Annotated in this window: 20 protein-coding genes; 16 read left to right on the top strand and 4 right to left on the bottom strand. The window is 46.2% G+C overall.

The genetic code is table 11. From position 1 onward, the window contains the following. Nucleotides 1–12 precede the first annotated feature (12 nt). Nucleotides 13–1,140 (bottom strand): DUF2800 domain-containing protein, encoded by a 1,128-nt coding sequence (locus ACQGQ5_RS10715; RefSeq protein WP_455736495.1) that lies wholly within the window; start codon nucleotides 1,138–1,140, stop codon nucleotides 13–15. Then, a complete protein-coding gene (locus ACQGQ5_RS10710; RefSeq protein WP_455736494.1) occupies nucleotides 1,130–1,456 on the bottom strand; it encodes a DNA ligase in 327 nt (108 codons plus the stop codon). The genes ACQGQ5_RS10715 and ACQGQ5_RS10710 overlap by 11 nt, the downstream gene beginning before the upstream one ends. A 213-nt stretch (nucleotides 1,457–1,669) precedes the next feature. Here ACQGQ5_RS10710 and ACQGQ5_RS10705 point away from each other — a divergent pair, with 213 nt between their 5' ends. The 4 genes from ACQGQ5_RS10705 (at nucleotide 1,670) to ACQGQ5_RS10690 (ending at nucleotide 7,552) form a co-directional block, all read left to right on the top strand. Further along, a complete protein-coding gene (locus ACQGQ5_RS10705; protein ID WP_455736493.1) occupies nucleotides 1,670–2,116 on the top strand; it encodes a helix-turn-helix domain-containing protein in 447 nt (148 codons plus the stop codon). A 97-nt stretch (nucleotides 2,117–2,213) separates the two neighbouring features. Beyond that, entirely contained in the window at nucleotides 2,214–3,149 is a 936-nt protein-coding gene (locus tag ACQGQ5_RS10700; protein ID WP_455736492.1) for a restriction endonuclease subunit M, read from the top strand. Then, on the top strand, nucleotides 3,146–4,195 hold the full coding sequence (locus tag ACQGQ5_RS10695) for an Eco57I restriction-modification methylase domain-containing protein (protein WP_455736491.1): 1,050 nt from the start codon (nucleotides 3,146–3,148) through the stop codon (nucleotides 4,193–4,195). The genes ACQGQ5_RS10700 and ACQGQ5_RS10695 overlap by 4 nt, the downstream gene beginning before the upstream one ends. After that, entirely contained in the window at nucleotides 4,196–7,552 is a 3,357-nt protein-coding gene (locus tag ACQGQ5_RS10690; protein ID WP_455736490.1) for a DEAD/DEAH box helicase family protein, read from the top strand. 67 nt (nucleotides 7,553–7,619) lie between these two features. Here the strand turns inward: ACQGQ5_RS10690 and ACQGQ5_RS10685 are convergent, their stop codons facing one another. Then, nucleotides 7,620–8,123 carry an RNA polymerase sigma factor gene (locus ACQGQ5_RS10685; RefSeq protein WP_455736489.1) on the bottom strand — a complete coding sequence of 168 codons (504 nt, stop codon included), beginning with the start codon at nucleotides 8,121–8,123 and terminating at the stop codon, nucleotides 7,620–7,622. Nucleotides 8,124–8,283: 160 nt separating this feature from the next. On the opposite strand from ACQGQ5_RS10685, the gene ACQGQ5_RS10680 reads away from it, so the two are divergent. From ACQGQ5_RS10680 to ACQGQ5_RS10625, 12 genes are all read left to right on the top strand, one after another. After that, nucleotides 8,284–8,583: a hypothetical protein gene (locus ACQGQ5_RS10680; RefSeq protein WP_455736488.1), complete on the top strand. Its 300-nt coding sequence runs from the start codon at nucleotides 8,284–8,286 to the stop codon at nucleotides 8,581–8,583. Next, complete coding sequence (locus ACQGQ5_RS10675) at nucleotides 8,520–9,176, top strand: hypothetical protein (RefSeq protein ID WP_455736487.1); 657 nt, start codon at nucleotides 8,520–8,522, stop codon at nucleotides 9,174–9,176. The genes ACQGQ5_RS10680 and ACQGQ5_RS10675 overlap by 64 nt, the downstream gene beginning before the upstream one ends. Before the next feature lie 10 nt (nucleotides 9,177–9,186). Further along, entirely contained in the window at nucleotides 9,187–9,777 is a 591-nt protein-coding gene (locus ACQGQ5_RS10670; RefSeq protein ID WP_455736486.1) for a hypothetical protein, read from the top strand. Between the two features lie 9 nt (nucleotides 9,778–9,786). Then, nucleotides 9,787–10,464: a hypothetical protein gene (locus ACQGQ5_RS10665; RefSeq protein ID WP_455736485.1), complete on the top strand. Its 678-nt coding sequence runs from the start codon at nucleotides 9,787–9,789 to the stop codon at nucleotides 10,462–10,464. A gap of 50 nt (nucleotides 10,465–10,514) precedes the next feature. Continuing rightward, complete coding sequence (locus ACQGQ5_RS10660; RefSeq protein ID WP_455736484.1) at nucleotides 10,515–12,785, top strand: AAA family ATPase; 2,271 nt, start codon at nucleotides 10,515–10,517, stop codon at nucleotides 12,783–12,785. 80 nt (nucleotides 12,786–12,865) lie between these two features. Then, nucleotides 12,866–13,399 carry a hypothetical protein gene (locus tag ACQGQ5_RS10655; RefSeq protein ID WP_455736483.1) on the top strand — a complete coding sequence of 178 codons (534 nt, stop codon included), beginning with the start codon at nucleotides 12,866–12,868 and terminating at the stop codon, nucleotides 13,397–13,399. Continuing rightward, nucleotides 13,399–14,799, top strand: a complete 1,401-nt coding sequence (locus ACQGQ5_RS10650) for a hypothetical protein (RefSeq protein ID WP_455736482.1) — start codon at nucleotides 13,399–13,401, stop codon at nucleotides 14,797–14,799. The genes ACQGQ5_RS10655 and ACQGQ5_RS10650 overlap by 1 nt, the downstream gene beginning before the upstream one ends. A 149-nt stretch (nucleotides 14,800–14,948) precedes the next feature. After that, entirely contained in the window at nucleotides 14,949–16,355 is a 1,407-nt protein-coding gene (locus ACQGQ5_RS10645; protein ID WP_455736481.1) for a Wadjet anti-phage system protein JetA family protein, read from the top strand. Beyond that, nucleotides 16,345–16,986, top strand: a complete 642-nt coding sequence (locus ACQGQ5_RS10640) for a DUF4194 domain-containing protein (RefSeq protein WP_455736480.1) — start codon at nucleotides 16,345–16,347, stop codon at nucleotides 16,984–16,986. The genes ACQGQ5_RS10645 and ACQGQ5_RS10640 overlap by 11 nt, the downstream gene beginning before the upstream one ends. Then, nucleotides 16,983–20,378, top strand: coding sequence for an ATP-binding protein (locus tag ACQGQ5_RS10635; protein WP_455736479.1), 3,396 nt, complete (start codon nucleotides 16,983–16,985; stop codon nucleotides 20,376–20,378). Before ACQGQ5_RS10640 ends, ACQGQ5_RS10635 begins: the two co-directional genes overlap by 4 nt. A 220-nt stretch (nucleotides 20,379–20,598) precedes the next feature. Further along, complete coding sequence (locus ACQGQ5_RS10630; RefSeq protein ID WP_455736478.1) at nucleotides 20,599–21,615, top strand: Wadjet anti-phage system protein JetD domain-containing protein; 1,017 nt, start codon at nucleotides 20,599–20,601, stop codon at nucleotides 21,613–21,615. A 54-nt stretch (nucleotides 21,616–21,669) separates the two neighbouring features. Continuing rightward, nucleotides 21,670–21,876, top strand: coding sequence for a hypothetical protein (locus tag ACQGQ5_RS10625; RefSeq protein ID WP_455736477.1), 207 nt, complete (start codon nucleotides 21,670–21,672; stop codon nucleotides 21,874–21,876). Nucleotides 21,877–22,480: 604 nt separating this feature from the next. Here the strand turns inward: ACQGQ5_RS10625 and ku are convergent. After that, entirely contained in the window at nucleotides 22,481–23,299 is an 819-nt protein-coding gene (gene ku, locus ACQGQ5_RS10620) for a non-homologous end joining protein Ku (RefSeq protein ID WP_455736476.1), read from the bottom strand. Between the last annotated feature and the right edge of the window lie 155 nt (nucleotides 23,300–23,454).

Below are 23,454 nucleotides of genomic sequence, written 5' to 3'. Positions count from 1 at the left end.
TGATTGTCCTCCTTAATTTTCTTTGAAATCGGATGCAGCCGTAGACATTGCCGGACGTTTATCGCTCTCCGGCACGAGCGTTGGTTTGCCTTGTGGCTTTTCAATGTAGGGGCTCAAAAGCTCGTCAAAGCGGGATTTTCCGAGCAGCTTTTGCATAGCCGTGACGCCGAGTACCTTACGCTCATATGGATCAAAGCCTGCATGCTCAACAACACCGGCAGCAACCGCGTCATTGATGTACTTCCTGTTGGAACGGCCCTCGACCAGCTTCCAGCCGCTCCACTCCTTACCGCTGATCGCCTGCTGCAGGGCATATTCCTTGATGTCAGACGCCCATGCGACGAGCTCGTCCACCTTGGCGAGAATTTCTTCAATATCCTCATCCGTGAGAAGCGGCGGGAGCTTGAACTCATACTGTGCCAGAGCAAGATTGGCTTCGGCGCGGGCGCGGCAGTCGGTCTTGGCTTTACAGAAACCGCACCATTCGCCGCAGAGAAAGTTGCCGTCGCCGGCAAACGCGAGTTCGGCGGTGGGCTTCAGCACCTCGTCGGCCCAGCGGTACAGTTCATCTTTGGAAAGTTCATAGGTGCTGACGTTGTCCCGACGCGGCTGGTAAATGGTCATACTGATCGTGTCGATGTCGTAGATTTTGTCGAACAGCTCCAGCGCACCGAGTGCGTAGCACATGAGCTGCGGATTTTCCTTCGCCCGGACGAGTACGCCAAGCCCATGCTTGTAGTCGCAGATTTTGAGAGTACCGTCCGCGATGATGAGCGCGTCCGCCGTGCCGAAGCCGCCCTCCACCCAGCGGGAGAAGTCGACGCGCTGCTCAATGAGCACTACCGGATCAGCGCAGACCTGCTTGGTGGCTTCCACCTGTTCGAGTACATAAGCGGCGTAGTCTGTGGCGCAGTCGTTCATTTCCTCGTTGTACCAGTTCAGGTTCTCGGTCGGGTCCTCGGCCGGAAGTCCCAGCGCCTTACGCAGCTTGTACTCGCACAATGCGTGGGCGTTGGTCCCCTCGGCGGCGTAGTCGCTGCCTTTATCCTCATAGCTTTCACAGAGTCTGGCGGACGGCGGGCAATGGAGCCAACGGTCGGAGCTTGAAGCGGAAAGCACTGCGTGTCCTTTAGGTGGCATCCTTCAGCGCCTCCACTTCGGCGAGCAGCGCCTTGTAGCTTGAAGGGTCGAGCTGCGAAAGCCTGTTGGCTCCGTACTTCTGAAGCAGCGAGCGGATCTCGGCAGTGTGCCCGGCGCGGGACTTTTCCGCGAGGACGGCCCGCACATCTTCCAGTTTCAATGCCGGTTTGGCGGCTGGCGCTTTAGTAACAGGCACCGTCGCTGTGTCATCAGCAGAACTGAAAGCCTTGGCCAGCCAATTTGCTGCGTCGTTAATAGCGGCAGCGGTATTCCGTAGATCTTCGATGGTAGTAGCCGTATCGCTCATTTTGCTCATCTGCTTTTCCTCCTTCCATGTGTTGGCTCTGATTGGCAAGTATCGTGAGTTTTCTCGCCAGACGTTTGGACACGACGCTAATGGCTATCAAGGTTTCGATCAGATCATCGTCTGCAGCGTGGGTCCGGGTATCGGTTTCGTACATCTCGTTCACCTCCAGTCTGAAAGCGGTTTTTCTTGCTTTCATAACTCGCTGGACGTGAAAGAGTCGTTTTGACGAAGAACTCGAAAAGAACTTCAAATTTTTCTTTTCTGCTGTTCGGCACGCAAAGTGGATTTATAACTTTTTACAAACATTTTCATTCTGATAAATTGATATTCGACTATTATTGCGTTATAATACTTGATGTAAAAGTGTATATGACACTCACGCAGATAGAAAAAGCCGCAGGTATAAGACCCTGCGGCACTGCGGAACAGAATATGGAGGTCAATAGCGTGAGCGAGATTAACATTGAAAAATGGTCCACCCTCAAGGAAGTGCAAGAGTATCTTGGTGTTGGGCGAGAAACCATTCTGCAATGGATCGCAAAAAGAAATATGCCTGCCTACAAAGTAGGCAGGTTATGGAAATTCAAGCTGTCCGAAGTTGATAAATGGATTCGTTCTGGCGGTGCGGCAGATAATTCGGAAGCATCTGAGGAAGAGGAAATAAAGTGAATCCGTTTTATTGGACAGCAATAGTGATTAAATTATAGTGGGTACATGGAGTGAATGATATTATGGAAGTCATACCCGACAAGGTTGGTGAGGTGGAGTGATAAAGCTCAATGGATATCCTGTTGAGCCGGTTTTGAAAATCCTATTAGAGGACAAGACCACAAAACAGAATATTATCTTTGCCACAGATACCTATACAGAGGATAACCCGCAATGCACCGCAGAAAGCGCCATGACAGCGGGACTGCTGCTGGGTTTTCAAGCCTGCCCCATCCAACCGCGAGTAGCAAAAGCAATGGAAGATCAGCAGGAACGCACGAGAAAAAAAGCGGAGGTATTTACACCGTCATGGGTCTGCGCTCTCATGAACAATCACTGCGATGACGAATGGTTTGGCAGACCTAATGTGTTTACCACGCTGAACGAGCAGGAGTGGCAGGTCAGTGAGGGGAAAATCCTGTTTAATGGAGGAAAAGGCCGGACATGGAAAGACTATGTGGATTCCCGGCGCATAGAAATCACCTGCGGGGAAGCGCCGTATATTGTGTCGCGGTACGACACGACCAGCGGCGAAAGCATTGAGATTAAGAACCGTATCGGTATACTGGATCGCAAGCTTCGCGTTGTTGGTGAGAACGTAGCGGACGAAGCGGAATGGATGAAATGGGTAATCCGCGCGTACCAAAGCGTTTATGGATATGAATTTCAAGGCGACAATCTGTTGATTGCGCGGATCAATCTGCTTGAGACCTTTGTGGACTATACGGAAGACCGCTGGAACAGGAAACCGACCGTCCTGGAACTGCGGAAAATTGCAAATATCATCAGTTGGAATTTTTGGCAGATGGACGGTATCTCCGACACGATCCCCTACGGCGTTTCAAAGCAGGAAAACGAGCAACTCAGTTTGTTCGATTTCATTGTGGACGATACAAAAGAAGAAATGAACGAAACACCGGCATGTCGGGTTTTCGATTGGAGAAAAGATCGGTCAATTCCGTATACAGATGTAAAGCGAGGGAATGAAGAATGAAATTTGACTTTTGTATTGGAAATCCGCCCTATCAAGAAGAAGCGTCAGGTGCAAGTACCAGTGATAAACCAGTGTACAATATATTTATGGAAGCTGCATATTCTGTGGCGGACAGGGTGGAACTAATCTCTCCAGCACGCTTTCTCTTTAACGCCGGTGCAACACCCTCAGCTTGGAACCACAAGATGTTATCGGACAAACATCTGAAGGTTCAAATGTATGAAGGTAATAGCCAAAAAGTCTTTCCGTCTGTGCTAATTCCAGGCGGCGTGGCTGTAACTTATCGTGATTCACAAGCAGATTATGGTGTTATTGACACATTCACACCTTTTGAAGAATTAAACTCGATTTTGAATAAAACAAGAAAACATCCTGGGTTTGAGGGCATGAATAGCATTGTTATATCGCGAACATCATATCGCCTCACAGAGAAAATGCATCAGGATCATCCAGATGCAATACAGCAGCTTAGCGATGGTCATGCATATGATATGTCAACAAATATCTTTAGACTTTTACCAAATATTTTTTATGAAACCATGCCCAACGATAGCAATAACTACATTCAGATTATAGGGCGCGATGGCAACATGCGATGTTATAAATACATCAGGCGGGAATATGTCAATACTGTTTGTAATTTGGATAAATACAAGGTATATATTTCTAAAGCTGATGGTGCCGCAGGTACTCTTGGACATCCAATTCCTGCACGGATAATTGGAAAAGCAGAAATCGCAAAACCGATGGTTGGTTTTACTGAATCGTTCATTGGGATTGGATTGTTTAACACAGAGGAGGAGGCAAGCTCCGCTCAAAAGTACATTTGTAGTCGATTCGCCCGCGTATTGCTTGGAGTTTTAAAAACTACGCAGGATATTACGCCCGAAAAATGGAAGTGGGTACCCCTTCAAGATTTTACAGACCAATCCGATATTTGCTGGTCTGTTTCTATTTCCGAAATCGACCAGCAGCTGTACAAGAAATACGGCTTAACAGAAGAAGAAATCAGCTTTATCGAAACTCATGTAAAGGAGATGGCGTAATTGGCTAAGCTTCCGGTCAAAACAACAAAAACTGTCGTCCCGATGATATACGCCTACACTACTCCCGGTGTGACATATCATGAGGGATGGACAAAGATCGGTTATACTGAACGAGATGTGACCGCGCGAATCAAGGAGCAAGTCAGAACCGCCAACATAATTGCCAATGAGGAATGGCGCGGAACCGCCATCTTTGATGATGGGAGTGGTGAAGTTTTTACCGACAAGCCCTTCCATGCCTACCTTGCCAAGAAAGGAATACAAAGGTGTGACCCGCAGCCAGACGATGAAGGCTGTCCAGAATGGTTCAAAATCAGCGGTAAAGATTCGCATCAAGAATTTTCAGAGTTCAAATCGAATCGAGGTATTTTACACGCCATCGGCACCGCCGCCCCCTACAAACTGCGCGACGAACAGCGCAAGTTTGTGGAAGACACAAAAAAATATTGCGAGACGCATGAAAACGGTGAAGTCCTTTGGAATGCAAAGCCTCGCTTCGGCAAAACGCTTTCCGTATACGATTTTTGTAAGCAGATCGGAGCGCGGAGCGTCCTGATTGTCACGAACAGGCCCGCCATCGCAAATTCCTGGTATTCAGACTATGTGGAGTTCCTTGGCGATGAATCCGGTTATCGGTTTATCAGCACAACGGATTCCCTCAAGGGAAAGCCATTTGTTCTCACCCATTATGAATATCAGCGGAGCACCACCGACGATATGAAGGGTTACATCGAATTTGTAAGCCTGCAGGATCTCAAGGGGTCAATCTATTTCGGTTCTGGCCGGCATCTTACTGACAAACTCAAAGAAGTGCAGGATAACGATTGGGATGTGCTGGTCATAGATGAAGCACATGAAGGCGTAGACACCTATAAGACCGACGTGGCGTTTGATCACATCAAACGCAAATTTACACTGCACCTTTCCGGCACACCTTTCAAGGCATTGGCCAACAACAAGTTTAAAGATCAGGCTATCTTCAGCTGGACGTATGCCGACGAGCAGGCGAAAAAGCGCGATTGGGACAGCTCCAGTGAAGAAGAAAATCCCTATGAGGACCTCCCAAAGCTCAATTTGTTTACATACCAGATGTCCGAGATCATCAGGGATGAAATTGAGCAGGGCGTTGAGATCAACGGTGAAACGAAAGAATACGCCTTCAACTTGAATGATTTTTTTGAGACCAAGAACGGAAAGTTTGTCCATGAAAGTGCCGTCGATAAATTCCTCGATGCGCTTACAACGCAGACAAAATTCCCATTCTCCACCGAGGAACTGCGCAATGAGCTGAAGCACACCTTCTGGTTGCTTAACCGCGTAGACAGTGCAGAAGCGCTGGCGGAAAAGCTGAATAATCATGAGGTGTTTAAAAAATACAAAATCGTTTTGGCAGCCGGTGACGGCAAGAGGGACGACGCCGATGAAACGGCGAAGTCCTTTGACCGGGTAACAGAGGCAATCAAAAACAACGATAAAACCATTACGCTTTCTGTCGGGCAGCTCACCACAGGCGTCACAATCCCTGAATGGACTGCTGTACTTATGCTCAGCAACGTCAGAAGTCCTGCGCTTTATATGCAGGCAGCATTCCGTGCACAGAACCCGTGCATGTTTTCAGATGGCAAGCACTTCTATCGCAAGGAAAATGCGTATGTGTTCGACTTTGACCCGGCGCGGACGCTAACGAAATTTCAGGAATTTGCTAACGATCTATCATCCAATACCAAAAATGGGCACGGCGACAGCGAGACGAGGGAAGAAAATGTCCGCACACTGCTGAACTTTTTCCCCGTCCTTGGTGAGGATGAGAATGGTGAAATGATTGAGTTGGATGCAGAGAATGTCCTCTCTATCCCTCGGAAGATCAAGTCTCAGGAAGTCGTCAAGCGCGGCTTTATGAGCAACTACCTCTTCCAGAACATTTCAAATATTTTCGGTGCGCCGCAGGAAGTTATCGATATCATCTCAAGCTTCACGCCTGTTCAGGAACCGAAAAACCTGGTCAATGTAACACCTGAAACTGCGGATGAGCTCTCAATCGACGAAAATGGCGATGTTAATCTAGATGATGACTACGTCATCGGCGTTTCCTCTGAAATATTCGGTGATAAGATTTACGGTACCATTGAAGGCGAAATACAGAAAGCTGTCGATAGCGCGCACGCCGCAGACAGCGAAGAAGCGGGTCGGAGCAGCATTGACCAGTTCAAAGATGCGTTCAAGGCACAGACGGTCAAAGGTATCGTGGATATTGCAAAGGAGCACTATGCCGATGATATCCGCGCCTCCGATAAGAAGCAGATCGAGCGCGATTTGAACGGCAGATCCGAAAAAATCATTGATAAGGTGTTTACCGATTATGAGATCCAGCGCCGCATTATTGAAAAGGAGCACCGCGAAGCGCTGGACAGCCGCAATGAGAATACGAGCGTGGAGGACGTCCAGCGGGAGTTCGAGCAGCGGCAGAAAGACGCGACCGCCAAGTTGCAAGAAGAACTGTCGACCACAATCAATGACTTTGTAAAAGAAGCCAGTGAGGATGTTGTCCGCACTGTCGAGACCAAGGTTAAAGAGCGTGAAAAGGACAGTATTGAGGATAAAATCCGCGACCATCTCCGTGGCTTCTCACGCACAATCCCGTCGTTCTTGATGGCGTATGGTGATAATACCGTTACGTTGGCGACATTTGACTCTGTGATTCCCAATCAGGTGTTCATAGAGGTTACCAGCATTACGCTGGATCAGTTCCGATTCCTGCGTGACGGAGGCAAGTATAAAGATCCGTCAACGGGCGAAGAAAAAGAATTCCGTGGCAACCTTTTCGATTCTGTCGTGTTCGATGATTCTGTTAAGGAGTTTCTGCGCCTGAAAAAGAAGCTGGCTGATTACTTCGACGAGAAGAGCATTGAAGATATTTTCGATTACATCCCACCGCAGAAAACAAACCAAATATTCACACCGAAGGTCATGGTAAAAAAGATGGTGGATATGCTGGAGACAGAGAACCCCGGATGCTTTGATATGCCGGGCAAAACCTTCATCGACCTCTACATGAAATCTGGCCTTTATATCACAGAAATTGTGAGGCGGCTTTATCAAAGCAATGAAATGAAGCGCCTGTTCCCTGATAAGGAAGAGCGACTGAAGCACATCTTCGAGAAACAGGTTTATGGCCTTGCACCAACTGAAATTATTTACAAAATTGCCACAAACTATATCCTAGGCTTTGATGATGAAATTGCAATTACAAAGCACAATTTCCGTCAAGTTGACGCGCTACCTGCGGCAAAGGAAGGCAATCTGGGGCAGTTGTTGGATGAACTCTTTGGCGAAGACGCACCCACTGACAGCATTTAGAAAGCTCAGGCAGTAAAAAAACTTTCCGGCTACCACGGTCGGTAACCGGAAAGTTGCTGAAATGGGTTTAGAAGGTATCACCGTATTCCTCACGGAGCTGGGCTTCGGCTTTCTTGATCCGGTAAAGGAAGGTTGTGCGCGGGACGTCGATGATATCTGCAATGGCGCTGTCGGTATAACCTACAAGGCGGAGTTCCCCGATGCGGCGTCCATCTGGAAGCAACTCGTCCAGGCGTTTCAGAAGCTGCTCAAAGATGATGCGGTCGATCACGATAGAGTCGAGGTCGGCTGATTCATCTGGGTGGATATCACCCAATATCTCCTGCTCGTAGTCGAGCGAGAGGCTGTCGCCAGCAACGTGAAACCTGCAAGACGAACAGTCGCCTTCGCAAAGCCACCACTTGTTTCCGGCGCAGGAACAACAGTCGTGACGATGAGCCTTCCTGAAGGTGCTCCAGATTGGCTGATAGTAGGCGTCGTAAACGGCCTTGGTGACGGGGATGCGTTGCTTGGTGCTGGGGATGTAGATAACGTACTCTTTGGTTTGCTGCGGATTGTCATTGATTTGCATGATTTTTTCCTCCTGCGATTTTGTTGGGGAGATCACAGGAAGAAAAAGGCTCCTGTGATTTCCTCACAGGAGTCATTGAGAAGTAGCTCTTGTCGCCTTTCACGTAGGCGTTTTAGTCGCTTTTGTCGCTTTAGTAGGTATTTTGAAAAGAGGAGCCAATATGGAGAAAAACGAATACTACAGGCTGTGCGGCGGTACCTTCTTCGTATTGCTCGCCGATGCCAGAAAGCCGGCTCTCAGTAAAGCAGAATGCTATGATGGGAAGCGCAGCGGAACTACCGAACCGGAATTGCTTCTAGCTTTGGCAAAAGTGGTCACCCCGGATTTGCCAAAACCTATGGACACTGAAACGAGGACTATTAAAGACAACACGCGGGACTTTAAGGCGTGTATCAATTGGGGCGGCCGGTTTATCCGCTTCGCGATGCCGGTGTCAGAAAATCATTTGACGACAGAGTGAAACGGGCTTACCAAATTCCTCTCGCGGAAATGACGCACTGCGTTGATGATTTTCTCGATGTACATACAAGCACAAAAAAAGACGAGTACCTGATTAAGGCACTCGTCGAGGTGATAGCGCAGGATGAAAATATCGATCCCGGGCAGAGTTTTTATGTTTGCGAAGACGGTTCCACGATGACAAAAGACCAGATCATTCATGCGGCGACAATCTGCGTACAGCCATTCTTGTTGGGCATCTGGCACTACGTCATCACCGGTATCGACGATAACCGCATTGGCGCGGATACCTATAACGAGTGGTGTCCATCACAAGGAGGAGCCGAAAGATCATATATCGCTGCGATTGGTGAACACAGCACCCGATCGATACATCTTGAGTATTGTGATGTTGCAACGGATGAAAATGAAGATATACCGCTGGTCGACGCGGATGTGGTTGAGGACGACTCCGTGGGGGCCAATGGAGAAAAGCCGTCTGAAGATGATAGTAAGTCAGAGCCAAAGACGGTTAAACAAACCATTATGAACAACTACGGAAACGGTGTACAGATCGACACTGTTTCGGGAAATCTGACGATAAATATGAAGTGAAGGTGCGGATATGGCGGACAAGCTTCAAAATTCCAATGATAGCAACGGTCTGCTGTCTCCGGGAACAACAACCTATAACAACTATGATAGAGGTGTTCAGGTCGGTCATGCTGACACCTTTGCGCCTACTTTGAATTTGATTCTGGTCGGCACCGCTGGTCAACAGCATTCTGTCAGCTCGGATTTCTATAATCTATTTGTAGGGTTTGAACCGTTCAGCGGCGACCATTTTCTTGTACCAAATGATCGCGCGTTATCTGAATACATAACAGATGATGTTCGCAGCCGTTTTGCGGCTCTGGATGATGCTGCGATTTCCGAAATAAAAATGCTTCCGTCGATCATCGTTGAAGAATTCAGCAAGGGCTCCGGGAGCGATAAAAGCGTCGTGTTTGCCTTTGTTACAGACATAAGGAAACAGCAGAACGGCGTGCTGGTCCATTTTCAGCGATATTATCCGATACCCGTAAAGGTGCTTCTGGATAATTCCTACGAGCTCGGTACAAACCGAGGCTTTGAATCATTCAGGACTCACTGGACGACAAAGAATATCAACCTATTACAAGTTTTACAAGACGCCGGTATTCAAATGTGGGGGTGAGCACGGCATATGACAGACAGAGATGAAAAATTACCGGTAGTCGCACAGCCGGCGGCCATGTCATTTCCGAATGCTGCTCAGGCTTTCATTAACCAAGGTCCCGGCATCCAAGTTGGCTCCAATACAGGAACACTAAACTTCAACTTCAACGGCATTACCCCAGAAACGATAGCAAGTCTGGCAGCGATGTTTTCCATGCAGCCAGCGCAGCAAAAGGTTAGCAACGCCATTGAGTGGGCGTCCCTGAGTACGTCAAATTATTGCTTGTTTGTCTTGGAAAACGAAGATTACAATAACGGTGCTTTCTCCATTGCAAAGAATAGGGCTCTGCAGAATTATACCCCTCCGGGATATAAAGAACGGTACAACGTACTTACACCAGACGCAGTTGAAGAACTGACAAATATGCCATGTATTTTTGCAAAGCGGAATATGTACTATGGATATACTGAGGACAGCCACCCGGCGCTGATCGGGCGAATAAGAGACATACGGGTACAACGTGAAACGATCAAAATATGCTTCTCAGGTTTTCAGGGAATCCCACAGCAGCTCTTGAACAGAAATATTAGAATCCTTAACATGGCGTCCTCGTCCCTCCGTAATGAGCTTGACGAGGAACACTGGGCAATTAAGAACTGTAATCTGCTGGATGCTTTGTCCAAATTGGGTGTTACTGTCGAATAGTGTTACAACATACTCTGCTCAATACCGCCGCGCGAAAGGAGCCTCACATAATGGATAGAATCAAAACCGCAATTCAAAAAATCACGCTGAATGACAACACGTTTTCTGGTGAATCGTTTGAGCCGACTTTAATAAATTTCTTCTTCGGCAATAACGGAACCGGCAAATCCACCATTGCCAAAAACATTGGTCTGCCCGCTACGACTGAATGGGTTCCCGGCGTGGTTCCTACCGACTATGATCTGTTGGTATACAATGAGGAATTCATAATAAACAACATTCAAAGCTACGGCAATATTCCGGGTGTATTCACCATCACCCAGCAGAACGCGACCATTAAAGCCGAGGTCGATAAGAAAACCTCTGCCTTAAGGGACCTTCGCACGAAAATCAAATCCGCCGGCGAGACCGTCATCTCAGATCAGGAAAAGCAGAAGAAGGTTGATACCGCATATGAGAAAAGCATCTGGGACTTGACCGATGCAACCAGAAATAAATACAAGGAAACGCAAGCGGGTTTTACAAGAGACAAGAAAAAATTTGTCGCGCACCTGGAAGGCTACTCGCCCGTGGACATCGACAAAGCGGCGCTCACACAGTTGTACACCGTAGCTTATGGCGCGGAGGATACAAAATATACAGAGTATAAGCCTGTTGATGCTTCAACAATTCCAACATCACCTCTGCTGCAGGAATCAATTGTCGGAAGCAGCGACACCGCATTTGCAAAGTTCGTCCATGCGCTGAACGCCTCTGGCTGGCTTAGTCAAGGCCATAAGGCCTATCAGCATGAAGCGGGTAAGAAATGTCCGTATTGCCAGCAAGACTTGCCTGCTACTTTTGAGGATGACCTTGCCTCCTGTTTCGATGAACAGTATAAGAAAAGCATATCCGAGTTTGAGCAGTTCGTGGCGACGTACAAAACTGCGATGAATGCTGTATACCTGCTTCTTACCGAAAACAGCAAAAATCCTTTTATCTGCGATTTGCTTCCAGAATACAAGGCAAAATTCGACCTGTTCATGGAGAGAGCGCAGAACAACGTTTCGCTTCTTAAGCAGAAGACCGATAACCCGGCACAGACTATTGCCTTGCTGGATTTGACGGATATTCTTCATGAGATCAATGCTATAATCGAACAGATCAACACAAAAATAAAAGAGCACAATGCTGTTCTTAACGCCCGGGAGAGTAAACAGCAGGACTGCATAAAGCAGGTCTGGAAGCTTATGGCTTTTATGTGCAAGTCCGAAATAGCTGTTCATAAAAGCGAAAAAAGCCGGCATGAAGCAGACCTGGCTACGCTGACGCAACAATTAGATCAGGCGAAAACAGATGCAGAAGATCTTCAGCGAGACATTGGCCGCTTGAACCAGCAAACCGTGAATACGACCGCCGCCAAAGACAGCATTAACGCGCTACTAAAGGCCGCCGGTTTTCAGGGCTTCCGGCTCCGTGAAAAGCCCGGTGCTCAATATGTTTATGAGTTAATTCGGGAAGACGATGAGAAAGTTGCCAAAGGACTCAGCGAAGGCGAACGGAACTTTATCGCATTCCTTTACTTCTACCACATGGTTATTGGCAGCCAGTCCGACGACGGTAGAACTACAAATAAGATCGTAGTCATTGACGACCCGGTATCCAGTATGGACAGTGGGAGTATGTTTACGGTTGCCTCTCTTGTGCGCGATTTGATCGCCATCTGCTATAACAACTATAAGATGACAGATCAGGAAAATAAACATGACCATATAAAGCAGATATTCTGTCTCACGCACAACCCGTATTTCTTCAAAGAAATATCTTATAACCGTATTGCGGAGAATGAATGCGTCAATATTTACGAGCTTAAGAAATTGGAGGGTAATAAATCCGTCGTTACTTCATGTACCCACCCGGATGACTGTGTAGGCGGCGGCAAGGTCAATTATTCGCCAGTAAAAAACACCTATGATGCTCTTTGGGCAGAGTTCCGTACGGCACAGGACTCCCTGTCCTTGATGAATGTAACGCGGCGTATCTTGGAGTATTACTTCCTGCAGATATGTGGCTATTCCAGCGGGAGCCTTCGGACAGACCTACTGGATAAGCATCAGACGGACTTTGAGACCACGCTTCCAGACGGCTCGGTTGATAAAACAGATTATAATCTGGCGTCTGCTATGATTGCGGTGCTAAACATCGGCGCGCGTGGATTTAACGACGGCTTGTACTTTGATATTTCTGCAACTCAGCCAAGCCAGATCAGAAGCGTGTTCAAAACCATATTTTTTGCAGCCGGCCAACAGCAGCATTATTACTTGATGATGAATCTACATTAGTCTATAGCTGATAAGTGAAGATATCTTCGATAGCGATTTATACCTGCATAAATGATAAGTTTATGGAATTGAGGAGAAAAATGTCCAACATAAAGAATTTTAAGTCGCTTGATGCGTTGCAGTCGGTCGTGAATGTAGTAAATGAAGCTGGTGAAGCCGTCAAGGTTAAAAACAGAACCATAGCGAATAGCGCCATCCCAGATGTGCTTGCTGGGGCGTTAGGCGCCGGTATTGGTGGTGTTGTCTCATTTGCGGCCTTATACGGCCTTGGCACCGTTGGATTAAGCGCGGCGGGAATTACATCAGGGCTTGCTGCTGCCGGTGCGGTTGCTGGTGGTGGCATGGTCGCGGGTGTGTTCGTATTGGCGACCCCTATTGCCGTTCTTGCAGCAGGGGGTGTCGGTATTGCCGCTGCAATCAAGCGAAAGCAGTTACGGCAAGAAAAAGAACGGCTACTTAAAGCTGCCGTTGAAAAACATCACGCCATCGTCGAGACACTAAAAAATGAGGTTGATACTACTAAGGAACGGGCAGATTATCTCAATAGCCTAAACATCTTGTTGCAGCAGGCAATTAAAGACTTGCAGGCTGATTTAGGCACGGAGGTGGCATAATGCCAAAGCACCCTCTTACCGAAGGCGAAAAGGACATATTAAAAGTCATCAAAAACGAAATTGACTATGCTCAAGATACGCCCTCGCTTACAGAGACCAAAGAAACTCTCGATACAAGCATAGCCGAAAGCGAGGCTTTGCTTCGATCTATTGGACGCGGAGCCGAATCGAGCCATATAGTAGTCAAAACAGAAATTCAAAAGCCTGATACCGTTGTTGTTCGCTCATTCGACGACCTGTTCCAAGAAGCCAATAAAAAGTATCCTGATGAGGTTGGATTCGAGGACATATTCACAAAAGCCGAACTCGCGGCAAACGCCGAGTACATTCGCCAGCTAAATGCTGAATTTGACGCAGTCCATAAACTCGACGCAATCGATGTGATAATCCCCGCTGTTGCTGGTGTCCTCAGTGGAGCGATTGACTGCCTTTTGGGCGGCTTTGCAAAAGATGCAAGCGGTCGGATGGTGCCGGGGTCAATGACAGAATTTGTAGACAAGCTACTTGATAAAGCTCTACCCGCTGGCAGGATTAAAAAATTGGAAGACCTCGCCAAAGTTCCGTATGACGCATTGAACTATGATAACAAAGGCAATGTGATAGTCGAGGAGATTGTCGATGGATTGAGCCCGGTTTTTCATCACGACGTCGCATTAGGACACGACCCTATTCTCGGCTTCATTTTTGGTGTCCTTGACATGCTACGAGGAACAGTAACGACACTCGATTTCAACGGGAAGTTTCTCATACAATTTGCTGATGGGTTTAGCGATCGAAGAGCTCAGAATTTGTTTCAGGCAATCGCTATTGTTTTTCTTCACATGCTGTCTGACGTGAACGGCTCGTCAAGCGCAAAAAATGGTGGAATGGGTTTGCCGGTACCGTTTATGGCTCTATTCAATAAGCTGCAGTTTGGAAAAGTCGGCGATAACGAGACGATTTCTGAACTGGTTAAGAGCATGTTCTATCAGGGATATGATTTCAGGCACTTCTGCTCAATGTCGATTCCAGTAATGATTACCGAGGTTGTGGTAAGAGTCTCTTATTTTGCCAAGCGGCTAAACGATGGCTACTCGTTCGGCGAAGCAATTCCCGTGGGCATTGACCATGTAAAGAAACCGAAGCTCGGCACAATGTTGTTTATTGCACATTCTGCAAGCACGGCAATAAACGCTGGTAAGGTCGCATTCACAAAGAACCCATTGAACATAAACTATCCGCAATGGCTCTCTTTTGCGAGATATTCCGTTAAGCAGCTAAAATGGGCGTTAATCGAAAAACCTGACCTACGTGACAAGTATGTTATGGGCATAATTGACGGAGAATGGGATGAGCTTTCAGAGAGCATTGATGGTCTTTGGAAAGAATACACGGAAGGAATAGTTATCGTCTATATCTGATTCTCCCCCCAAAGGTATTTGTAATAATTATACCGCGCAACGGGAGTAGCATTTATGATAAAGTATAAACTTCTCGTTTACAAAAGTGCAAATTTGCATGTGAACGGGGTTGCGTTATACTAAACCCGGCAAAGAAAAGAGATGAAAAAATGGCTGTTTTTGATGTGTTGCCCAGCAACTTTTTCTCAGTTTTAGTGTCCACGAATCGAGAGATCTATGTAGAAGCGCTGCTGCTTTTGAACCAGATGTTTCAATTTGAGTTAAATATAAAGGTAGATGATTATATTTCTGCGCTTATTTCTTTACAGGAAGATAATGAATTTACGCCAGAGGAAGACGATGAAATCCCAGAGGGAAATTTGACCTATAGTGGGAAAGCCAGACTGATACTAGGTCGTTTTATTAAAACCGGATGGGTGGAAAAAGAATTTTTAGATGGTTCTTTTATCGAAATTATCACTCCACAACCCTATGCGATTCCGGTAATGAAGCTTCTGGGTGAATTGGGTAACGGAGAAACACAAGAATACAACTCTCTTGTCTTTGCTACATATTCCGCTCTAAAGCAAGCCAAATCAGATCATATGGATCAGATGTACGAGGCTGTGCTCTCTGCAAAATCAAATACGGAACAATTGCAATACCAGCTTCGAAGCCTCTATCACGGAATTCGCAGCTACCTAAGGGGGATTGAGAACCAAAGTGATATCAACGATTTGCTTCAGAACCATTTTGAAAGCTACAAGAAAATGTCTGACCGAATTTATTACCCAATCAAAACCATGGACTCTATCCATCGGTATATGGTTCCAATTCAAAATCTCCTGATGGATGTTCTGGGCAATGCTACTCTGATGCAAACCATGTGCGATCGGGCCATGACCGTAAGAAAATATGAACATCCCGAGGAGGCACAAGGGGATATTGTTACAGCAATTAACTATGTGCTGGATGCTTATCAGTCAGTGGGTGGCATTATCACAGAAATAGATCGCAAACATAGTACCTACACTAAAAGTTCCATTGAGAAAATTCGATACCTGATGACAGCTGACCAAACCATTAAGGGAAAGCTGGCGCAGCTTCTGAAAGCCTATGCCACAAGTGACGCAACGCAGCAGGAAGCTATAGGTGCTATGATGGAGCAAAATATAAATGTCAACCGTCAGGAATTTTTTGACGGGAAATCCCTGTATCATAAAAATGTAAGAAGCCGACGAATTGATACCACACCTTTGGAGGTAGATCCCTCAGAGGAGCTGTCTGATGATTTGATAAGCGGTATTATGGAACAGATAAAAAACGGATATCCGCTTTCCAGAGTCTGTGCTTATGTGGACAGACTATTTGCGCATGGGGACAGTGAAATTACCAGTGAAAATATTACAATTGATGACGATTCGGATTTTATTTTACTGCTGTTAGCCGTCTTGCGATCCAACGATCCGGAGGTAAACTATACAGTCGAACTTGCCGATGGAACAACGGAAAGAAATGGCTATCGCATTCCGCACATGAAGATTCGCAAAAAGGAGGAGTTGCACCATGTGGAATGAAGAATATGAAAAGCTGTCTTCTTATGAAAAGGGCGAGTTCCGGCGTCTGAGCAACTATCTCCTGTCACATACTTATCTTGTCCGCTATGAGTACCAGAGCGGACAGCAGATGACAATGCCAAGCAGCGATTATACGATGGTTTCAAGGTTTTTTTCTGTGATGCAGGAATACTTTTCTATCTCAGGCTGGAAGCTTGAAAAAGAGGACAACTACGGTGTCATATCCCTCATTAACATATATGACCATAATCGCTTGCGCGTAGACCGATTTACTACGCTTTTTCTTTATACTTGTCGTCTAATCTACGAGGAGCATAGAGAGGAATCTGGACAATTTCATACAGTGCGAACGGATACGCAAACCGTCGTGGAAAAGATGCGAATGCTGGGGCTTTTGGAAAAGGGAAAAACCAGCCAGAAAGAGCGCTTAGACGCTCAGCGAACCTTGGCCCACTATAATATCTTGCAAAAAATGGACAGTACATGGAGCAACGAGGGAAATCAGCTTCTTATTTTACCTTCTATCTTATCAATGGTATCCAATCAGGGGATCAACGATATGATGACAGAACTGGAAGAAATGAAAAATAACGGGACGCAGGATGATGACGAAATGGAGGAGTCCATATGAAAAAACTAACCAGGCTCCTTCTGATACATTGGCATTACTTTACCCATGAGACAGTATCCTTTGAGACGCTGAACTTTCTCACTGGAAAAAATGCCTCCGGGAAGTCCACAATTATTGATGCGATGCAGCTTGTGCTCTTGGGCGATACCAGTGGAAGTTATTTCAATAAAGCTGCCAGCGGAAAAGGCAATCGTTCTTTAATGGGCTATCTCAAGGGCGAATTGGGGGATGACGAGGACTCCGGCTTTAAGTACTTGCGAAACGGTAGATTTACCAGCTATATCGCGCTGGAGTTTTTTGACGAGGAAAAGAACAGGTATTTTACTGGTGGATGCTGCTTTGACGTTTATTCCGAGAACGATATGCAAAAGTTGTTTTTCTTGTACGATGGCGGATTTCCACAAAACGAATTTGTGGAAAATAAAATTCCATGGGAGATTCGAAAGCTACGAGAATTCTTGAAGGAAAAATACCCGAGCCATAAGACCACCGATGTAGGGCGTGAATTTCGCACGGCCTTATACGGTAAACTGGGCGGTTTGCGTGATCGCTTTGGCTCTTTACTGAAAAAAGCGGTTTCTTTTAATCCCAACGTTGATATTCAGGATTTCATATCAGAGTTTGTTTGCGATACACAGCAAACGGTCGATATCAGTCAAATGCAGGAAAACATTCGCAGCTATAAACGTTTAGAAGAAGAAGCGAACGTCTTACATATAAAAATTGAGCAATTAGAAAAAATTATGGCAGAGCACACCGCTTTTTTACGTGCAAAGCAGGATGAGCAGCTCTATTCTTTTCTAATTGATCAGGCACAGCAGGAAATGAAAGTAGCCGAACGGGAAAAAGCACAGAAAAATGCGGAGGAGCTGCTCTCCAAACTTCAAGATATGGAATTAAGCATTGCAGCTCAGAGCAGTCGCCTCTCGCAGATGCAGAATGAACGCAATCAGTTGCATGCGAGGCTGATTAACGACGAAGCGGCACAAGCAATTGAACTGCTGGAATCTGAAATTACTGCAAAAGAGGCTGAAATCAAGGGTATTATCACGGACTTCGAGAAATCAATTGCCCGATTGACACAATATGTTTCTAGTTGGAATCGATGTGTAACCGGCATGTCTGAGAAGCTAACATCTCTTGAAGCAGGCATTTTGGATGCACTGCTTGATTCACGGATTCGTGATATTTGCGAAGAAAGCGCTTATTTCTTGAAGCAAGTGGAATGCTTGAAAAATATGAATGATCAGTCCGTCCTTTCTGTTGGAGAAAACGGGCTGCAAGAATTATCATCCCTTGTGCGGACGCTCAACGCCCATACAATCGAGCTTGGCTCGCGTATCGTAGACGAACAGCACCAGTTGGCCACCCAGCGAGGGACTTTGCAGCAGGAACAAAGATCCTTGGAAAGCGGAATCTACCAATTCCCGCAAGATGCCTTAGATTTGAAAGCTGCAATTGCGTCCCGATTGCGCACTCTTGCGAAGCACGAGGTAAAGGTAACCATCGTTGCAGAAGCGGCCGAGATAGAAAATGACCGTTGGCGCGATGTCATTGAAGGCTATTTAAATACACAGAAATATTATATTATCGTTCCTGACCAGTATTTCAGAGATGCTTTACGTGTTTTTGACGCAATGAAACATGATCGAAAACTATATGGTACCGGCCTTGTTGATATCGAAAAACTGCGTCGTAAAAACCCGTCTATTGACCCGGGCAGTCTTGCCGAGGAGATACAAACCACCGATGCGGATGTAAGGGTATTTTTGAATTTCACTCTGGGTTGGGTACATAAATGTGAAACGGTGAATGATTTGCGCCGTTTTAATACAGCGGTCACCGATGATGGAATGTTGTATCAAAACTATGTTGTCAGAGCTATGAACCCGGAACGCTGGGCAAAACCCGCCATTGGACAGAGCGCAATTCGCAGGCGACTTGATGCTGTAAAACTTGAGCTTACTATGCTCACCAGTCAAATTTCTGCCTGCGCTACAGCAAAAGCCGGTATTGATTTGTGCAGTAAACTTTCTATTCCCGGCGAAAGCGATATCCAGCAGGCAGTGGCATACGCAAAAGAGAAGCAAACCATTCCTGTATTAGAACAAGATGTTATGAGATTGCGCACCAGCCTGGAAGCTATTGACAAAAGCTCCATTGATGTACTCAGAAATCATCTTGCCCAATTGGATATCAGTATTAAGAGTCTTGAAGCAGACTTGAGAACGCAGAATAAAGAGCAAGGGACCTTGGAAGAACGTCTGCGGGTATGTCAAGAGGAAACCATACCAAAACTTGAAGACGAAATTGAGACATCGCTACAGTGCATTGCTCAAAAGTATGATTCCGAATGGGTTGTAAGTACAGGCGGTTTGCGTTATCAGCGTGAACTTTCATCAAGAGGAAGTTCGGAAGATATCTACAGAGCATTTCCGCGTGAACTAGCTCGCTCAACAAACACCAAAAATTCCTCGTGGAGCAATTTAGTTGAATTGCGGCAGGATTACAATCGTAAATACATTATGGGGTACGATACAAAGGCGGAGGCAAATGATGCTTATGACGATGCATGGTTGGAACTCTCAGAAAATAAGCTGCCGGAGTATTTAACCCGCATTGAGGATACGCGTAAAAAGGCATTTGAGGAATTTCGTGAGGATTTTTTGAGCCGCCTGGAAAACAATATCAGAGATGCAGATACGCAGATCAATGGACTCAACGCGGCAATTAAGGGCAGCTTTTTTGGTGAGGAAAGCTTCCGTTTCAAAATCATTCCCAGACCAGAATATAAGCGTTATTATGATATGCTTGTTGATCCGATGAAAATGGAGGGCGGTTATAACCTTTTTTCAGAGCAGTTTAATCTGAAATATAAGGACGAAATTGCCGAACTCTTTGCAATCATTACCAACGAGGATGACGCCGGAAAAGGCCAGGGAAAAAGCGATTATGACAAGCGCGTTCAAATGTTCACTGACTTTAAAACCTATCTCACATTTGATTTGGAATCTGTGAATCGAGATGGCGAATCCCAGCGCCTTTCTAAGACAATGGGGAAGAAATCCGGTGGTGAAACGCAGACACCGTTCTATGTTGCAGTGCTGGCATCCTTCGCTCAGTTATACCGTACCGGACGGGATAAAACGCAAAACACGGCACGCCTTATCATATTTGACGAAGCTTTTTCCAAGATGGATGGAGAGCGAATTATTCGCAGCATACAGCTTTTGCGACAGTTTCATTTCCAGGTCATTCTCTCTGCGCCTACCGAAAAGGTCGGTGACATTGGCACATTAGTAGACCGGAATCTCTGTGTGCTAAGAGAAGGAAAGCATACATGTGTCAAGGCGTTTGACCCCAGAAAATCGGAGTGGATTGAAAATGAATGATACAATAGGGCGAAAGCTCATTGCCGCACTTCTGGACAAATATGAGCGCAGCAGCTTTTTCCGCACGGGTGCTGTACCGACAAAAAGGATTCTGCTGAAGTTGTATGAGAACGGGAAATGCGAGTTTTCGGAGTACAACATTGAAAACAGTGAGCAGAGAATTAGCGTCAATGAATGTATACAGGGATTGGCGCAAAAAGGACTCGTCTGTTTTGAATGGATGAAGGGCGAAGAAAACCATATCATGTCAAAAGTCTGGCTGAATATGGGGGAATTGCAGCAAGCCTATCGCTTTATACACAGACAGCCGCAAAGTGATTTTCTCTCTAACATTGAAGTTGAATTGACGGAGTGCATAGATTGCATTGGATTGCAATGGATGAAAGACTATTTACAGGATGCCTGTGAGTATATCCAACAAAAGCGGAAGCTCTATGCATTAGTTCCCGAGAATGCACAGGAGCGGAAATCACTGCTGCAGGCATTGCGATACATAGATGCCAACGAGGACAACGAGCTACTGAAACGAGTGTTCTCTGTTCGCTGCTTTGGGGATAGTAAGCATTTTGAACGAGTTGTCGAGACGCGGTTGCTACGCATTCTGAAAAAGTATTTGGACTACGATGACCAAGCAACAGATGAACAGCTATTGAATCAAATTGGTATCGCAAAATACCCGGAGCAATTTGAGTTCTGCGGGCCAATTTCTCTTAACTTTCCTGATGGGAATTGCCTTGACTTCTCAAATTTGAGCAGCGGTAGCACTGTTTATGGACAAGACGTAGCGGCGGCGCAGATTACTCTTTCAAAGGGAGTGCGCTGCATTTTATCCATTGAAAATAAAGCGAATTACTTTGATTACATCAGTAAGCACCGTAAGCCTGATGAGTTTGTTATCTATCACGGAGGACAATACAGTCCTTCCAAGAAAAAGCTTTTGCGCGTCGTTGCAACCGCGGCTGCACAGACTCCGTGGTATCATTGGGGCGATATTGATTACGGGGGGTTCAGTATGCTTGCGAGACTTCGCCGTGAAATAAACTCCAGCATACAGCCTTACCGAATGAACAAGCAGGAATTAATTACATTTGAGGCGTTCACAACATCATTCTCGCCTGAGTATTCGCAAAAATTACGTGAATTGACGGCAAGGGCTGAACTGAAAGATTGTTCGGAGTGCCTTGCCTATATGCTGGAGCGCTGTGTGCGGTTAGAACAGGAAGCAATGCTGGAATAATTAACCAAAATGTTGAGTATACTTATATCATCCCGAACTAAAGGAGATGTAAGTATGCAAGAGGGACAAGCGGCAAATACGCTATCGGAATTGCTTGGCAGTGACACATGGTCAAATGCCGCCTGCTGCGGATACGTACTTTTAGCGTGTAAAAATCTTGGGTACACCAAGCAAGAAAGTAGAAACCTTCTCGAAGCCGTAAATGCGGCGTTCGAGAACTACACGATACAACAAGCGGAAAAAGAATATTATAGGGCATAATCTAAATGATGACTGCACAGAGATATCAAGTTTTGTACTCTTTCTAGCTCTCCATACTTGATGAAAATCTGCGCTGACGATGCCTAAACCACCGCTGACGTTTTATACCGCCGCAGAACGATTGATACCCGCGCAGAACTTTTCCCATGTGCAAATGCACCCTGTATCAAAATTATCAGCCTTTGCCAATGAAAAAAGGCACCCCCGTGAGGGGGTGTTTTTTTTCGTTGAAGGGGGTGCCCACAGCGAACTCCGGCGCAAGTCGGGAGCAGCAGAACTTTTGAATTTACAAACAGAAAAAGGTAGGGACTCGCGGAATGCGGGCAGAAATTGTACCGCCCGACTCTCGTCATCTCCACCAGCAGGCTGAGCCTGCACGCACATCGCGCTCCTACATCAGTGAGGGCGTTTTTGTGTTACGCCCGCGTTGGAAGCTGCATCTATTTTGACCGAATGACACAACGAAAAGAGATACCCCGTGAAGGGTGTCTTTTTTCGTTGAAGGGTTGAGCGGATTCCGACGCAAGTCGGGAGCAGCAGAATTTTTAGATTTACAAATAGAAAAAAGCAGGGACCCGCGAAACGCGGGCAGAAATTCGCTGCTTTACGCGCCTTTTGTTTTACTTGCCTTCTTTTTTGTCGGCTCGTTCTTTGTTTTATCCTCATTCTGCTTTTCGATGCTGGCTTTCAGCGCATCCATCAAATCGATCACTTTTCCGGTTTGCTCCTCGGGGCTGGCAGCGACAACGTCTTTTCCGGCGATTTTTGCTTCAATCAGCTCTTTGAGCCTTCCCTGGTACTCATCTTTATATTGAGACGGATCAAAGGGCGTATCCATTGTGTCGATCAGCGCCTGAGCCATTTTTAATTCCTGTTCGTTTGGCTGCGGAATATCGTAAGACTTCTGCAGATCCTTAATGTCATCCTGATAAAACATGGTTGAAATCAAAACCCCGTTTTCACGCGGGATGATTGCCATCAGAGTATCCTTTGTTCCCATCACGGTCTTGCCTATTGCAATCTTCTGCTCCTTCATCAGAGCGGACCTCAGAAGTTCAAAGGCTTTTTCTCCGCCCTTATCCGGGATCACCTGATACGTCTTATCGTAATAAACCGGCGAAATCTGGTTTAATTGCGCGAAATGCAGGATCTGGATCGATTTTTCCTTTTCAGTCTTGATTTTTTCTATTTCTTCATCCGATACGACGACATACTGGTCCTTATCGTACTCATAGCCTTTGATGATATCTTCAGTTTTCAGTTCTTTTCCGCAATGAGCACAGGTCTTTTTATACCGTACACGGCTCTGGTCTTCCTTGTGCAGCTGATTAAAATGAATATCGTTATCCTGAGTGGCCGTATACATAGCCACAGGAATCGCCACAAGTCCAAATGAAATAACGGAATGATGTGCTACGGGCATAAAACTGTCACCTCCGGATTTAGTATAACCAAAGTACCGCAAATAATTGAAAATCGGCTCGTATGATTTCTCAATAGAATAAATATCGGGAACCGGCGGATAATAACGGAAAGCTCAGACTCCGGAATAAAGCTGTTCGTCAAAAGGGTGCATAT

The organism is Caproiciproducens sp., assembly GCF_053840905.1.
This window is presented reverse-complemented; position numbering and strand designations above follow the sequence as displayed.